Origin of the sequence: Streptomyces sp. x-80, from assembly GCF_046549095.1 — a bacterium.
Taxonomy (GTDB): domain Bacteria; phylum Actinomycetota; class Actinomycetes; order Streptomycetales; family Streptomycetaceae; genus Streptomyces; species Streptomyces celluloflavus.
The window spans coordinates 105,914-119,619 of sequence record NZ_JAJPWM010000002.1 but is presented as its reverse complement, the minus strand read 5'-3'; the positions used below and the strand labels follow the sequence as shown (position 1 = coordinate 119,619).

Below are 13,706 nucleotides of genomic sequence, written 5' to 3'. Positions count from 1 at the left end.
GCCGCCCGTCCGGGAGCCCCTGGGACCAGCCTTCCGCGAGACCGCCCCGTCCGGCGCGCCATCCCCCCCACGCGCCGCGGCGGGGCTTCGTCGTACCCCGGGGCCGTCCACCCGGCCCGCCCCGTCCCCGCCGCCGGGCCGCCCCTCCGGGCCCGCCCTGACCTCGGCATCTCCCGGCTTTTCCCCGCTCAGCGAACATTGCGCCCATACGTCCTGTGAACTGGGCCTTTGGGCCTCTTTTCGCGGGTTTTCGTCCCACTGAGCGGGCCGACGGCGAGTGAAGGCGCCGGAGGCCGTTAGGCTCGTGCCGGAGAACTCCAGACACTCATGAAGGAGACAACGTGCCGTCCATCGACGTCGTCGTAGCCCGCGAAATTCTCGACTCGCGAGGTAATCCCACGGTCGAGGTCGAGGTCGGCCTCGACGACGGCAGCACGGGCCGGGCCGCCGTCCCGTCCGGCGCCTCGACCGGTGCCTTCGAGGCCATCGAGCTCCGCGACGGTGACCCGAACCGCTACCAGGGCAAGGGCGTGGAGAAGGCCGTACTGGCCGTCATCGAGCAGATCGGCCCGGAGCTCGTCGGCTACGACGCGACCGAGCAGCGGCTGATCGACCAGGCGATGTTCGACCTGGATGCCACCGACAACAAGGGCTCCCTCGGCGCCAACGCGATCCTCGGCGTCTCGCTCGCCGTCGCGCACGCCGCCTCCGAGGCCAGTGACCTCCCGCTGTTCCGCTACCTCGGTGGCCCGAACGCGCACGTCCTGCCCGTTCCGATGATGAACATCCTGAACGGCGGCTCGCACGCCGACTCCAATGTGGACATCCAGGAGTTCATGATCGCCCCGATCGGCGCGGAGTCCTTCTCCGAGGCGCTGCGCTGGGGTGCCGAGGTCTACCACACCCTCAAGAAGGTCCTGAAGGCCCGCGGCCTGTCCACCGGCCTCGGCGACGAGGGCGGCTTCGCCCCGAACCTGGACTCCAACCGCGCCGCCCTGGACCTCATCCTTGAGGCCATCAAGGAAGCCGGTTACGCCCCCGGCCAGGACATCGCGCTCGCGCTGGACGTCGCCGCCTCCGAGTTCTACAAGGACGGCAAGTACCAGTTCGAGGGCAAGGAGCGCTCGGCCGCCGAGATGACGGAGTACTACGAGGGGCTCGTGGCGGACTACCCGCTCGTCTCCATCGAGGACCCGCTGTTCGAGGACGACTGGGCCGGCTGGCACGTCATCACCGAGAAGCTCGGCGCCAAGGTGCAGCTCGTCGGTGACGACCTGTTCGTCACCAACCCCGAGCGGCTGGCCCGTGGCATCGAGGAGAACTCCGCCAACGCGCTGCTGGTGAAGGTCAACCAGATCGGTTCGCTGACCGAGACCCTGGACGCCGTCGAGCTGGCCCAGCGCAACGGCTTCAAGTGCATGATGTCGCACCGCTCCGGCGAGACCGAGGACGTCACCATCGCCGACCTCGCCGTCGCCACCAACTGCGGCCAGATCAAGACCGGCGCCCCGGCCCGCTCCGAGCGCGTCGCCAAGTACAACCAGCTGCTGCGCATCGAGGAGATCCTCGACGACGCCGCGGTCTACGCCGGCCGCTCCGCCTTCCCCCGGTTTCGCTCTGCGAACTGATAGGGCACAGCGCTCTGCGAACTGATTCAGCACAGTGCTCCGCGAACTGATTCAGCACAGTGCTCCGCGAACTGAATCAGTACAAGCAGCACAGCGCCCCGCGAACCGAGCAGGCACGCACCCCGCGAGCTGATCGGCTCAGCGCGGTCGGAGCCAATTGAGGGAGCCGCGGCGCGGCACCTCGAAGCGTCCCCGGCGACGGTCCCGTACCGTTGCCGGGGACGGCTCTGCTTCCGGACGGTTCGGCACCTCGGCACGGAAGCGGACCGGAGCGTAGGTGTCAGGAAGCCGGCCGTCCCGAGGCCCGGCGATCCAGGGGAGGCGATGTGCCCGCGGACCGGTTCTCGACCGCGATCCGGCTCAAGGCGCTCGGTGAGCAGGCCGCGGCCCGCGTCCAGCGCGCCCGGCCGCCCCGCCGCAACCGCCTCACCGGCCGCGCCGCGCTGCTGGCCCTGGTGATGTGCTCGCTGGTCGTCGTCCTCGCCTACCCCATAAGGCAGTACATCTCGCAGCGCTCGGACATCACCGAACAGCGCCGCAAGGCCCAGGAGGCGGGCGAGGCGCTGGACCGGCTGCGTGACCAGAAGGCCCGCTGGCAGGACGCGGAGTACGTTCGGCAGCAGGCCCGCCGGCATCTGCACTACGTCATGCCGGGGGAGACCGGATATATCGTCCAGGACGGTTCCGGCTCCGGTACGGCGCACAAGGGGCCGGAGGCGGCGCAGCGCCCCTGGTACGAGAATCTGTGGGAAGGCACCGATACCGCCGACAAGCGGTAGCCCGTACCGTCACCTGCGTACCGTGGCATGAGTGCGGTCCCGACCGCAGCGCCCGTCCCACCCGCCCGAAACGCCCGCCGCCGCCCCACCGACCTCACCGAAAGCGCACATGGACACCCCCCCTCCCCAGACCGAGCCCACCGAGCCCACCGCCGCGGACATCGCCGCCTTCAAGGAGCAGCTCGGCCGCCCGCCGCGCGGACTGCGCGCCATCGCGCACCGCTGCCCCTGCGGACAGCCGGACGTCGTCGAGACGGCGCCGCGTCTGGAGGACGGCACGCCCTTCCCCACGCTCTACTACCTCACCTGCCCGCGCGCGGCCTCCGCGATCGGCACGCTGGAGGCCAACGGCGTGATGAAGGAGATGACCGAGCGGCTGGCGAGCGACCCGGAGCTGGCCGCCGCCTACCGCGCGGCCCACGAGGACTACCTCCGGCGGCGGGACGCCATCGAGGTGCTCCAGGGCTTCCCGAGCGCGGGCGGGATGCCCGACCGGGTCAAGTGCCTGCACGTCCTGGTCGGCCACTCGCTCGCGGCCGGACCTGGCGTCAACCCGCTCGGCGACGAGGCCCTGGCGATGCTGCCGGAGTGGTGGCAGAAGGGGCCGTGCGTGTCCCCCTGCCAGGACACCGCCGAGGGCCGGGACACCACGGAAGGCCAGGACACCCCCGAAGGAGACGTCAGGTGAAGCGGGTCGCCGCCATCGACTGCGGTACGAACTCCATCCGGCTGCTGGTCGCGGACGTCGATCCGGGCACCGGTGAGCTCCGGGAGCTGGACCGCCGGATGGAGATCGTCCGGCTGGGCCAGGGCGTGGACCGGACCGGGCGGCTGGCCCCCGAGGCGCTGGAGCGGACCTTCGCGGCCTGCCGGGAGTACGCCGCGGTGATCAAGGGCCTGGGCGCCGAGAAGGTCCGCTTCGTGGCGACCTCCGCCTCCCGGGACGCGGAGAACCGCGCGGAGTTCGTCGACGGGGTGCTGGAGATCCTGGGCGTCGAGCCCGAGGTGATCACCGGTGACCAGGAGGCGGAGTTCTCCTTCACCGGCGCCACCACGGAGCTGGCCGGCCGCACGGACCTGAAGCTGCCCTACCTCGTGGTGGACATCGGTGGCGGCTCGACCGAATTCGTGCTGGGCGGACAGTCCGTACGGGCCGCACGCTCGGTGGACGTCGGCTGTGTGCGGATGACCGAGCGGCATCTGTTGCGGGACGGCGAGATCAGCGATCCGCCGACGCCCGGCCAGATCACCGCCATCAAGGCCGACATCGGCGCGGCGCTGGACCGGGCCGAGGAGACGGTGCCGCTGAGCGAGGCCGCCACCCTGGTCGGTCTCGCCGGGTCCGTCACCACCGTCGCCGGCATCGCGCTGGGCCTCGGCCACTACGACTCCGCGGCCATCCACCACTCCCGGATCTCGCTGGCGAAGGTCCGGGAGATCACCGGCGACCTGCTGGCCTCCACGCACGCCGAGCGGGCCGCGAACCCGGTGCTGCACCCGGGCCGGGTCGATGTGATCGCCGCCGGCGCACTCGTCCTGCTGTCGGTCATGGAGCGGGTCGGCGCCGAGGAGGTCGTCGTCAGCGAGCACGACATCCTTGACGGGATCGCTTGGCACGCGGCACTTGACGAGGAGTGACCCTCTGACTGCGGATGCCCGGGGCTTCCGGGCATCCGCGGCCTGCTTCTCAGATGCTGCGGCAGACGTCGCGTCGATCGCCGGCCTTGACGACGAGGACGCTGAGTTCGCCGCCTTCGACCTGGTAGGCGACCCGGTAGTTGCCGACCCGGAGCTGATGGAGACCTGAGGGGCCGGTGAGCTTCTTGACGTCGGCGTCCTCGCGGTAGGGATCGTCGCCGAGTGCGGTCAGTGCGGCGAGGATGCGCATGGCGGCAGGCCGGTCGATGGCCCGAAGTTGTCGCTGGGCCGCTGTGGTGAACCGGAAGGCGTACTTCACGCTGCGTCTTCGGCGCGCTCGGTGAACAGATCCGCCAGCAGCTCGGCCATTGTCACGGTCGGGCCGTTCTCCGCGCGGACCGCTTCCGCCTCCCGGGCCAGCAGTACATCGGCCGCTTCTTCCAGCGCGTCGAAGTCCGCGATCGGAACCACGGCGGCCACCGGCACGCCATTGCGAGTGATCACCGTAGGTGTGCCCTGCTCGGCACGGTTGATGTGGTCCGCGAGGTGCGCACGGGCTTCCCGTACTGTCACGGTGCATTCCGTCATACAGGCACGTGTACGCGCCAGCGTGTACACGTGCCTGTCGTGCGAGGCGAGTAACGCTTGACCTGCGCTTCTGTAGTTCGTAGCAGTTCGTCCGGTGCGCCGTGGGGCACGGTGGCCGGAGTGCGGGACGGAGGGTAATGCCCCCGGTGTGACGGAGATCGCCGCCACGCCGGGGGCGTTTTCCGTGTGCGTACGGGTGGTGGGGTCCCGCGGCTGCTTAGCGCATGACAACACGCGATTTCTCGGGCCGAAAGTCCCTTCATCTCGGGACCTTTGGCAGCTTGCGTGCCCGGTTTGCTCTGTAAAGATCTCGTTAGTGACTTCTAGTCATCTTTTGAGCAGTCAAAAGGCGACATCTAAAGGCAGTTGAGAGGGCAGCACGGTCGTGGAGGCAATCGGGAGCCGAGCGCCCCGGAAGGGCACGGGCAGCCTGCCGTCCGGTCCCGTCCGGCCCGGCTGCGCACGGTTACCCGGCCCCCACGGCCTCGCCGCGGTTCTTGCGACGACGGAGCGGACGATGGCATCGATACCCGACGATGAGCAGCACGAGGGTGAGTCGGCGCCCGCAGCCGCCAAGCCGACGCGGCCGTACAACGTATGGCGCGGTGACGGCATCCCGATGGACAAGCTCTTCCGCGAGGGAGCGGCGCCGGGAGCAGCGGACGGCGGGGGAGCGGGGGCGCGGAGCGTCGCCGGGACGGAGGACCACACCGCGGAACAGCCGCGGGTGCTCGTGCCGTTGCTGGACGTGGACACCGGGCTGCCCTTCCGGGACGAGTTCGCCGACGAGACCCCGGCGCGGAGCGCGGTGGCCCAGCCGGCCGGGGTGGCGGCGCGGGCGGGCGGCCCGGCGGCCGCGGACGTCGCGGTGGCGGGCATCGCGGCCGCCAACGGACTGCTGGACACGGCGGAGCGGACCGGCCGTGGCGCACCCGGGCCCGTGGACGGCGGCCGCGCCGAGGAACCGGCGCCGCGCACCGGACGAACGGGCGCGGGCGGGGGCACCGCGAAGCGGGCGCGGCGGGAGCCGTCCCGGCCTGGGGACCGGGACACCGGGCGGCCGGCCGCGGGCAGCGGACCGGCCGCAGGCGACGGCCGGCCGCCCGGTGTCCCGGTCCGCCGGTCCCCGTCGGCGGACCCCGCCCTGACCGAGCGGCGCGGACCCTCGCTGTCCGGCTGGCTCGCCATCGCCATCGGCCTGCTGGCGCTCGTGGGCGGTGCGGCGCTGCTCTGGCGGCGCGGTGTGATGCCCGAGCAGATCGTGCGCGGTCTGGGCCTGCCCGTCATGGGACCGGGCCGGCTGCGCGGCTGGGAGTGGGGGCTGGTCGGCGGCGCGGCCGCGGTGGCGCTGCTCGCCTTCGGCGGGCTCACCCGCGGGCGGGTCGGCAGCGCCTGGGTGCTGAGCCTGTTCGGCCGCTACCGGGGCAGCGTGCGGCGCACCGGCCTGCTGTGGATCAGCCCGATGCTGCTGCGCCGCCGGGTGGACGTCCGGCTGCGGCACTGGCGCAGTGAGCCGATGCCGGCCGTGGACGCGGACGGTGCGCAGCTGCGTGCCGTCGTGATGGTCGTCTGGCGGGTCAAGGACACCGCGCGGGCGCTGCTCGCCGTCGAGGACCACGCCGACTACCTGCGCGAACAGGTGGAAGCCGCGATGGCGCGGGTGCTTTCGCAGGCCCCGGCGGACGCCTTCCACGAGGACGTCCGCCCCGGTCCGGCCGCCACCCCCACCCTGCGGGACGCGGAGGCCGTCGGTGACGCGCTGACCCGGATGCTCTCCGCCGACTGCCGGCCCGTCGGTATCGAGGTCTTCTCCGCGCAGCCCACCCGCATCGAGTACGCGCCTGAGGTGGCGGGCGCCATGCAGCGCCGCCAGATCGCGGCGATCGACGCCAAGCACCGCGACAGCGTGCTGACCTCGGTCGTCGACGCGGTGGACGACACCGTACGCAGGCTGACCACACGGGGACTCGTCGAACTCGACGACTACGAACGGAAGGCCCTGGTCAAGGACTTGACCGTGGCCTTCTACACGGCGCGCGGCAGCGCGACATCCGAAAGCTGAGCCAGCGCTCAGGGAAAGACAGGTCACGCATGCGGATACCGGAATTCACCGAGGAGGCCCCGACCGACTGCTCGTGCGGCTTCTGTACAGGGGCCCAGGTCGCCGACAAGTACGGCGGCCACCGGCCGCGGTGCACCGTACGCGGTGCCGTCGTCGCGGCGGTGGGCGCGGCGGTGCTGGTCGGCACGGGCGCGGGCACGGCGAGCGCGGAACCGGCGCCGAGCCATGCGGGCTGGGACGGGACGAAGTACTGGTTCAAGAACAGCGCCGGCGAATGGCGCTGGACCAGCTACAAGTCGAAGTACGACCGCTACACCGGCAACAGCAGCGCCTCCCGGCCCACCTCGTCGGCGTCGTCCTCTTCGTCGGCCTCATCGTCCTCGTCCTCCGGCCACAACACCTCGCCGACCTTCCGCGGCCGGTCCGGCTGGGATGCCACCGACCGGGTGTACTGGTACCAGCGCAACGGCCAGTGGTGGTGGACCAGCCACCGGAACGTCTACGAGGCCCGGACCGGTAAGTCCGGCGCCACCGCCGGGAGCTCCGGCAGCTCGGGCAGTTCTGCCTCCACCGGTTCCGGCTCCAGCGGCAAGGGCACGCCGTCGCGGCACGGCACCGAGTCCGCCATCGGGTGGGCGATGAGCCAGCTCGGCAAGCCGTACTCCTGGGGCGGCAACGGACCGAACTCCTACGACTGTTCCGGCCTGGTCCAGCAGGCGTACCGGCGGGCCGGTATCTCGCTGCCGCGGGTCGCCGACGCCCAGTACCGCGCCGGGACGTCGATCTCCCGCTCGCAGCTGCGCCGCGGCGACCTCGTCTTCTGGTCGTCCAGCGGCTCGTCCTACGGGATCCACCACGTCGCGATCTACCTCGGCAACGGCCAGTACCTGGAGGCGCCGCGGCCGGGGAAGAACGTCCGGGTCTCGTCCTTCTCCTACTACAACCCCAACATGTACGCCCGCGTCGGCTAGGGGTTTTGACGGGGTCCACGCCGCTGCCGGGTCCGGGTGCGAAGCCGCTCCCGGGCCCGGCAGACGGCTCTCGGGAAGAAAGTTCGTGAAATCCTTCACATGAAAAAGGCGTCGGATGAGCGAAGAAACCAGCCTTCCGGCCCTCATTCGAAGGTCCTAGGTCCCGTCCGAGCGGGAAAAGTGTGGTTTCGGGCGTGTTAAGAGCGGCCTCGCCCGGCCGGTGGTCCAGTGGCCGGCGCACCCGCAATCCCTGATCAACGGGGGTCACCAACGCCTCGCGCGATCAAGTGGTTCCCCGTGGGCGCTATGGCGTCGGTCACGGCGGCGGCGGAGTGTAGCAGATGCCTATCCGATCCTTGTGAAGGGGCTCACGAGCGACCCTCCATGTGGGGGTGGATACTCGATTGCATGAGCACCACGGAGCGTCCCAGGATCCTCGTTGTAGGCGGTGGGTACGTTGGCCTGTACGCGGCGCGCCGCATCCTCAAGAAGATGCGGTACGGCGAGGCGACTGTCACGGTCGTCGACCCGCGCTCGTACATGACGTACCAGCCCTTCCTCCCTGAAGCTGCGGCCGGCAGCATCTCTCCCCGCCACGTCGTGGTACCGCTACGGCGCGTGCTCCCGAAGGCGGAGGTGCTCACCGGCCGGGTGACCACCATCGACCAGGACCGCAAGGTCGCCACGGTCGCCCCGCTGGTCGGTGACGCGTACGAGCTGCCCTTCGACTACCTGGTCATCGCGATGGGCGCGGTCTCCCGGACCTTCCCGATTCCCGGCCTGGCCGAGAACGGCATCGGCATGAAGGGCGTGGAAGAGGCCATCGGCCTGCGCAACCACGTCCTGGAGCAGCTGGACAAGGCCGACTCCACGACCGACGAGGACGTCCGCCGCAAGGCGCTGACCTTCGTCTTCGTGGGCGGCGGCTTCGCGGGCGCGGAGACCGTCGGCGAGGTCGAGGACATGGCCCGCGACGCCGCGAAGTACTACAACAACGTCAAGCGCGAGGACATGCGCTTCCTGCTGGTCGACGTCGCCGACAAGATCCTCCCCGAGGTCGGCCCGAAGCTCGGTGCCTACGGCAAGGAGCACCTTGAGGGCCGCGGCGTCGAGATCTATCTCAAGACCGGTATGGACTCCTGCGTCGACGGCCACGTCGTGCTCAACAACGGCCTTGAGGTCGACTCCAACACCATCGTGTGGACCGCGGGCGTCAAGCCGAACCCGGCGCTCTCCCGCTTCGGTCTGCCGCTGGGCCCGCGCGGCCACGTGGACACCGGCACCACCCTCCAGGTGCAGGGCACCGACTACATCTGGGCGGCCGGCGACAACGCGCAGGTGCCGGACCTGGTCGGCCGCAAGGCCGGCAACGAGAACGCCTGGTGCCCGCCGAACGCGCAGCACGCGCTGCGGCAGGCCAAGGTCCTCGGCGACAACGTGATCTCCGGGATGCGCGGCTTCCCGCAGAAGGACTACAGCCACGCCAACAAGGGCGCGGTCGCCGGTCTGGGTCTGCACAAGGGCGTCGCGATGATCGTCGTGGGCAAGTCCAAGATCAAGCTCAAGGGCCGGCTCGCCTGGTACATGCACCGCGCGTACCACGGTATGGCGATGCCGACGTTCAACCGCAAGATCCGGGTCTTCGCCGACTGGACCCTCGCGATGTTCCTCAAGCGCGAGGTCGTCTCGCTCGGCGCCATGGAGAACCCCCGCGAGGAGTTCTACGAGGCGGCCAAGCCGGCCCCCGCCCCGGCGGCCACGGCCGGCTCCGGCGACAAGCCGAAGGCCAAGGCTTCCTGACTTTCCGGCCGTTGTCCGCGGCCCGAAACTCCGGTCGGGTACTCCGACCAGCCCGAAGGGCGTCCGCCATCCGTGGGGCGGGCGCCCTTTGGCGTGTCCGCTCTGGCGCGCCACCGCCGGTTTGTTGTTCTCTTACGTGCGAACGGGACTATATCGGCGCCCAATTGGCGTTACGTGGTGGGTGAAACTTCTTTGCCCCACTCGTCAACACGGAGGTGTGCGACATGGCCGACGCCGCTGGACGGCTCACCAAGCTCGCTGAGGAGGTACTGGGAGCCCCGCTCCCGGTCCGGATCCGCGCCTGGGACCGCAGCGAGTCCGGCCCTCCGGGGGCACCCACTCTGGTGATCCGCAACCGCCGGGCACTGCGCCGCCTGGTCTTCAAACCGGGCGAGCTGGGCCTGGCCCGCGCCTGGGTCGCCGGCGACATCGACGTCGAGGGCGACCTCTACGAAGCCCTCGACCTGCTCGCCGGACTGATCTGGGAGCGCGGTACCGCCGCCCCGAAGCCGCAGCGCGCCGCCGTGCTGCGCGCCCTGGCCCGGCCCGAGATCCGCGCCGCCGCCAAGGAACTGCTGTCCCTGGGCGGCCTCCCGATCCCGCCGGCGCCGCCCGCCGAGGAGGCCCGGCCCCGGCGCGGCCCGCTGCACACCCTGCTGCGCGACCGGGCGGCCATCAGCCACCACTACGACGTCGGCAACGACTTCTACGAGCTGGTGCTCGGCCCGTCGATGGTCTACTCCTGCGCCTACTGGGAGAACGCCGAAGACAGCACGCTGGAGGAGGCCCAGCGCGACAAGCTCGACCTGATCTGCCGCAAGCTCGGCCTCCAGGAGGGCCAGCGGCTGCTGGACGTGGGCTGCGGCTGGGGCTCGATGGTGCTGCACGCCGCCCGCGAATACGGCGTACGGGCCGTCGGCATCACCCTCTCCGAGGAGCAGGCGGCCTACGCCCGTAAGCGCGTCGCCGAGGCCGGGCTCACCGACCGGATCGAGATCCGGGTGCAGGACTACCGCGAGATCCACGACGAGCCGTTCGACGCGATCTCCTCGATCGGCATGGCCGAGCACGTCGGCCGGGCCCGCTACGCCGACTACGCCGCCGATCTCTACGCCCTGCTCAAGCCCGGCGGACGGCTGCTCAACCACCAGATCGCCCGCCGGCCGCTGGCGGACGAGGACGCCTACCACGTCGACGAGTTCATCGACCGCTATGTCTTCCCCGACGGTGAGCTGGCGCCGGTCGGCCGGACCACGAGCGCGCTGGAGGACGCCGGCTTCGAGGTGCGCGACGTGGAGGCGATCCGGGAGCACTACGCGCTGACGCTGCGCCGCTGGGTCGCCAACCTGGAGCAGCACTGGCAGCAGGCGGTCCGGCTCACCTCGCGCGGGAGGGCCCGGGTGTGGCAGCTCTACATGGCCGCGTCCGCGCTCTCCTTCGAGCGCAACCGGATAGGGGTCAACCAGGTCCTCGCGGTGCGCACCCCGCAGAGCGGTGCGGCCGGTCTGCCGCTGCGGGCGCGCGCCTGGCAGGGCTGAGGGCGGCGGGCCTGCCGGACCCGTACGGCAAAGGGCCCCGGGACCACGACACGTTCGTGGTCCCGGGGCCCTCCGGCGTACGGGCGAGGGCGACGGCTGTTCCGCGTCCGCCGCCCCCGGCCGGTTACTCGGCCTTGATCGACGCCAGCACGTTCAGCCGCGCCGCGCGGCGGGCCGGCCACAGGGCGGCCAGCACCCCGACCACCGCGGCCAGCGCGAGGAAGAGGCCCATCCGGCCCCAGGGCAGGACCAGCTCGTACGTGGCGAGCGAACCGCTGATCAGCTCACCGGCCGCCCAGCCGAAGAACACGCCGAGGCCGATGCCCAGCACCCCGCCGAAGAGCGAGATCACCAGCGATTCCAGGCGCACCATGCGCTTGATCCCGCGCCGGTCCAGGCCGATCGCGCGCAGCATGCCGATCTCCTGCGAGCGTTCGAAGACCGACATCGCCAGGGTGTTGACGACACCGAGCACCGCGACGATCACGGCCATGGCCAGCAGACCGTAGAGCATGTTCAGCAGCAGGTTGACCATCTTGGCCAGGCTGTCGGACACGTCCTTCTTGTCCTGGATGGCGATGGCCGGGTTCTTGCCGAGCGCCTTGGCCAGCGCGTCCTTGGTGGCGTCGGTGGCGCCGTCCGCCGTCTTGACCAGCACCTGGTTGTCGGTGGCGGTCTTCTGATGCGGCGCCAGGGCGGCGTTGTCCACGATGATGCCGTTGAACATCTGGTTGCCGGTGTAGACACCCGAGACGGTCAGCTTGCCCTGCTTGCCGTCCTCGAAGGTCACCGGGAAGGTGGAGCCGGTCCGCCAGCCCTTCTCCTTGGCGATGGTCTCGTCCACGACGACCTTGTCGCCGCCCAGGCCGGTCAGGGAGCCCTGGGCGAAGTCGAGCTGGGTGAGCTTGCCGATGTCCTTGCCGTTGACGCCGGTCAGGGGCTGCTGGGCGGTGCCGATACGGGCCGGGGAGTAGCGCAGCGGGCTGGACGCGGTGACCTCGGGCAGGCCGCTCAGCTGCTTCGCCACCTCGGGGGAGAGCGACGTCATGCTCGCCATCGAGACGACGTAGTCGGCCTTCAGCGCGGACGTCGCCATCTTGTCGATGCCCTTCTGCATGCTGCCCGCGATCACCGTCAGGCCGGTGATCAGGGTGAGCCCGATCATCAGCGCGGAGGCCGTGGCGGCCGTACGGCGCGGATTGCGGACCGCGTTCTGCCGGGCGAGGGTGCCGGAGATGCCGAACGCGCGCAGCACGGGGGCGGCGAGGGCGATCAGCGGGCGGGAGAGCAGCGGCGTCAGGATGAACACGCCGATCAGCAGCAGCGCCGAGCCCAGCGCCATCGTGGCCTTGCCGTCGGGCATACCGGTGGCGACCAGTACGGCGGCGATACCGGCGCTGGCGAAGACCGCGCCGATGGTGTTGCGGACCACCAGCGACTTGGTGGTGGCGGCGGCGTGCACGCTGCTCATCGCGGCGACCGGCGGGATCCGCGCGGCACGGCGGCCCGGCAGCCAGGCGGCCAGCACGGTCACGACGATGCCGACGCCCAGCGAGACGAGGACGGTGGCCGGGGAGACCACCAGCGGGCCGTCGGGGATCTTCGTGCCGGTGGCGTTCATCAGCGTGCGCATACCGGCGCCGATGCCGACACCGATGGCCAGCCCCGTGACCGCGGCGATGGCGCCGACGAAGAACGCCTCGGCCAGCACCGAGCGGGTGACCTGGCGGCGGCTGGCGCCGACCGCGCGCATCAGCGCCAGCTCCTTGGTGCGCTGGGCGACCAGCATGGTGAAGGTGTTGGCGATGATGAAGATGCCGACGAAGAGCGCGATACCGGCGAAGGCCAGCAGGGCGGTCTTCATGCTGTCCATGTTCTGGGCGATGAGGGCGGCCTGCTCGTCGGCGAGCTGCTTGCCGGTGGTGGCCTCGGCGCCGTCCTTGGGCAGCACCTTGTCGACCGCGGCCTTCAGCACGTCCTGGGAGGTGCCCGGCGCGGCCCGGACGTCGATCTCGCTGAACTCACCGGGCGCGGCGAACAGCTTCTGGGCACTGGCGGTGTCGAACAGCGCGAGGCTGCCGCCGGCCGCGACGGCGCCGTCGTCGGTGGTGAAGACGCCGGTCAGCTTCACCTCGCGGACCGGCCCGTCGACGGAGATCCGGACGGTGTCGCCGGCCTTGTAGCCGGCCCGGTCCGCGGTGTGCGCGTCCAGCGCGAGCTGGCCGGTGCCGTGCGGGGCGACGCCGTCGCGCATCGGGTAGCGGGCGTCCTTGCCGTCCTGGCCGGGGAAGTAGTTGCCGCCGCGGGTCGAGAAGCCGCCGCCGATCAGCTTGCCGTCCTTGTCGGCGACGGCAGTGAAGCCGGAGACGGTGCCGGTGGCGGAGGCGGCGCCGGGCACCCGGGCGGCCTTGTCGAGCAGCCCCTGGTCGAGCAGGGCGGCGGCGCCGGGGTTGCCGGAGGTCTTGTCGGACTTGTGCGGCTGGATCGCGACGTCGACGTGGTCGTAGCCCTTTTGGGCGCTGTTCTTGAGGGCGTCGGAGAGGGTCGAGGTGAAGACGAGGGTGCCGGAGACGAAAGCCACGCCGAGCATCACGGCGAGCACGGTCATCAGCAGCCTGGCCTTGTGCGCGAGGACGTTGCGCAAGGCGGTACGGAACATGAGTCAGTCAGTCCTGGAGGAGAGGTCAGAAGTGCGGGTGGCT

General features: G+C 70.9%; 11 protein-coding genes. 8 read left to right on the top strand and 3 right to left on the bottom strand.

The window, feature by feature from the left end; genetic code table 11:
• The first annotated feature begins 341 nt into the window (after nucleotides 1-341).
• From eno to ACLJWH_RS03180, 4 genes are all read left to right on the top strand, one after another.
• On the top strand, nucleotides 342-1,628 hold the full coding sequence (gene eno / locus ACLJWH_RS03195) for a phosphopyruvate hydratase (protein ID WP_411139995.1): 1,287 nt from the start codon (nucleotides 342-344) through the stop codon (nucleotides 1,626-1,628).
• Between the two features lie 326 nt (nucleotides 1,629-1,954).
• Nucleotides 1,955-2,407 carry an FtsB family cell division protein gene (locus ACLJWH_RS03190; protein WP_411139994.1) on the top strand — a complete coding sequence of 151 codons (453 nt, stop codon included), beginning with the start codon at nucleotides 1,955-1,957 and terminating at the stop codon, nucleotides 2,405-2,407.
• Between the two features lie 109 nt (nucleotides 2,408-2,516).
• A complete protein-coding gene (locus tag ACLJWH_RS03185) occupies nucleotides 2,517-3,095 on the top strand; it encodes a DUF501 domain-containing protein (protein ID WP_411139993.1) in 579 nt (192 codons plus the stop codon).
• A complete protein-coding gene (locus ACLJWH_RS03180) occupies nucleotides 3,092-4,045 on the top strand; it encodes an exopolyphosphatase (protein ID WP_411139992.1) in 954 nt (317 codons plus the stop codon). The genes ACLJWH_RS03185 and ACLJWH_RS03180 overlap by 4 nt, the downstream gene beginning before the upstream one ends.
• A 49-nt stretch (nucleotides 4,046-4,094) precedes the next feature.
• Here the strand turns inward: ACLJWH_RS03180 and ACLJWH_RS03175 are convergent, their stop codons facing one another.
• Together ACLJWH_RS03175 and ACLJWH_RS03170 are read right to left on the bottom strand one after the other, a co-directional pair.
• Nucleotides 4,095-4,364, bottom strand: a complete 270-nt coding sequence (locus ACLJWH_RS03175; RefSeq protein WP_411139991.1) for a type II toxin-antitoxin system RelE family toxin — start codon at nucleotides 4,362-4,364, stop codon at nucleotides 4,095-4,097.
• The gene (locus ACLJWH_RS03170) at nucleotides 4,361-4,633 is read right to left on the bottom strand and encodes a type II toxin-antitoxin system Phd/YefM family antitoxin (RefSeq protein ID WP_411139990.1); all 273 of its coding nucleotides are present in this window, start codon (nucleotides 4,631-4,633) and stop codon (nucleotides 4,361-4,363) included. The genes ACLJWH_RS03175 and ACLJWH_RS03170 overlap by 4 nt, the downstream gene beginning before the upstream one ends.
• Nucleotides 4,634-5,150: 517 nt before the next feature.
• Between ACLJWH_RS03170 and ACLJWH_RS03165 the strand changes: the two genes are divergently transcribed.
• From ACLJWH_RS03165 to ACLJWH_RS03150, 4 genes are all read left to right on the top strand, one after another.
• On the top strand, nucleotides 5,151-6,695 hold the full coding sequence (locus ACLJWH_RS03165; RefSeq protein WP_411139989.1) for an SPFH domain-containing protein: 1,545 nt from the start codon (nucleotides 5,151-5,153) through the stop codon (nucleotides 6,693-6,695).
• Nucleotides 6,696-6,724: 29 nt separating this feature from the next.
• Nucleotides 6,725-7,666, top strand: coding sequence for a C40 family peptidase (locus ACLJWH_RS03160; protein ID WP_411139988.1), 942 nt, complete (start codon nucleotides 6,725-6,727; stop codon nucleotides 7,664-7,666).
• 408 nt (nucleotides 7,667-8,074) lie between these two features.
• Nucleotides 8,075-9,466, top strand: a complete 1,392-nt coding sequence (locus tag ACLJWH_RS03155; protein WP_411139987.1) for an NAD(P)/FAD-dependent oxidoreductase — start codon at nucleotides 8,075-8,077, stop codon at nucleotides 9,464-9,466.
• Nucleotides 9,467-9,690: 224 nt separating this feature from the next.
• Nucleotides 9,691-11,004 (top strand): class I SAM-dependent methyltransferase, encoded by a 1,314-nt coding sequence (locus ACLJWH_RS03150; RefSeq protein ID WP_411139986.1) that lies wholly within the window; start codon nucleotides 9,691-9,693, stop codon nucleotides 11,002-11,004.
• A 124-nt stretch (nucleotides 11,005-11,128) separates the two neighbouring features.
• Here the strand turns inward: ACLJWH_RS03150 and ACLJWH_RS03145 are convergent, their stop codons facing one another.
• Nucleotides 11,129-13,663, bottom strand: a complete 2,535-nt coding sequence (locus ACLJWH_RS03145; protein WP_411139985.1) for an ABC transporter permease — start codon at nucleotides 13,661-13,663, stop codon at nucleotides 11,129-11,131.
• Between the last annotated feature and the right edge of the window lie 43 nt (nucleotides 13,664-13,706).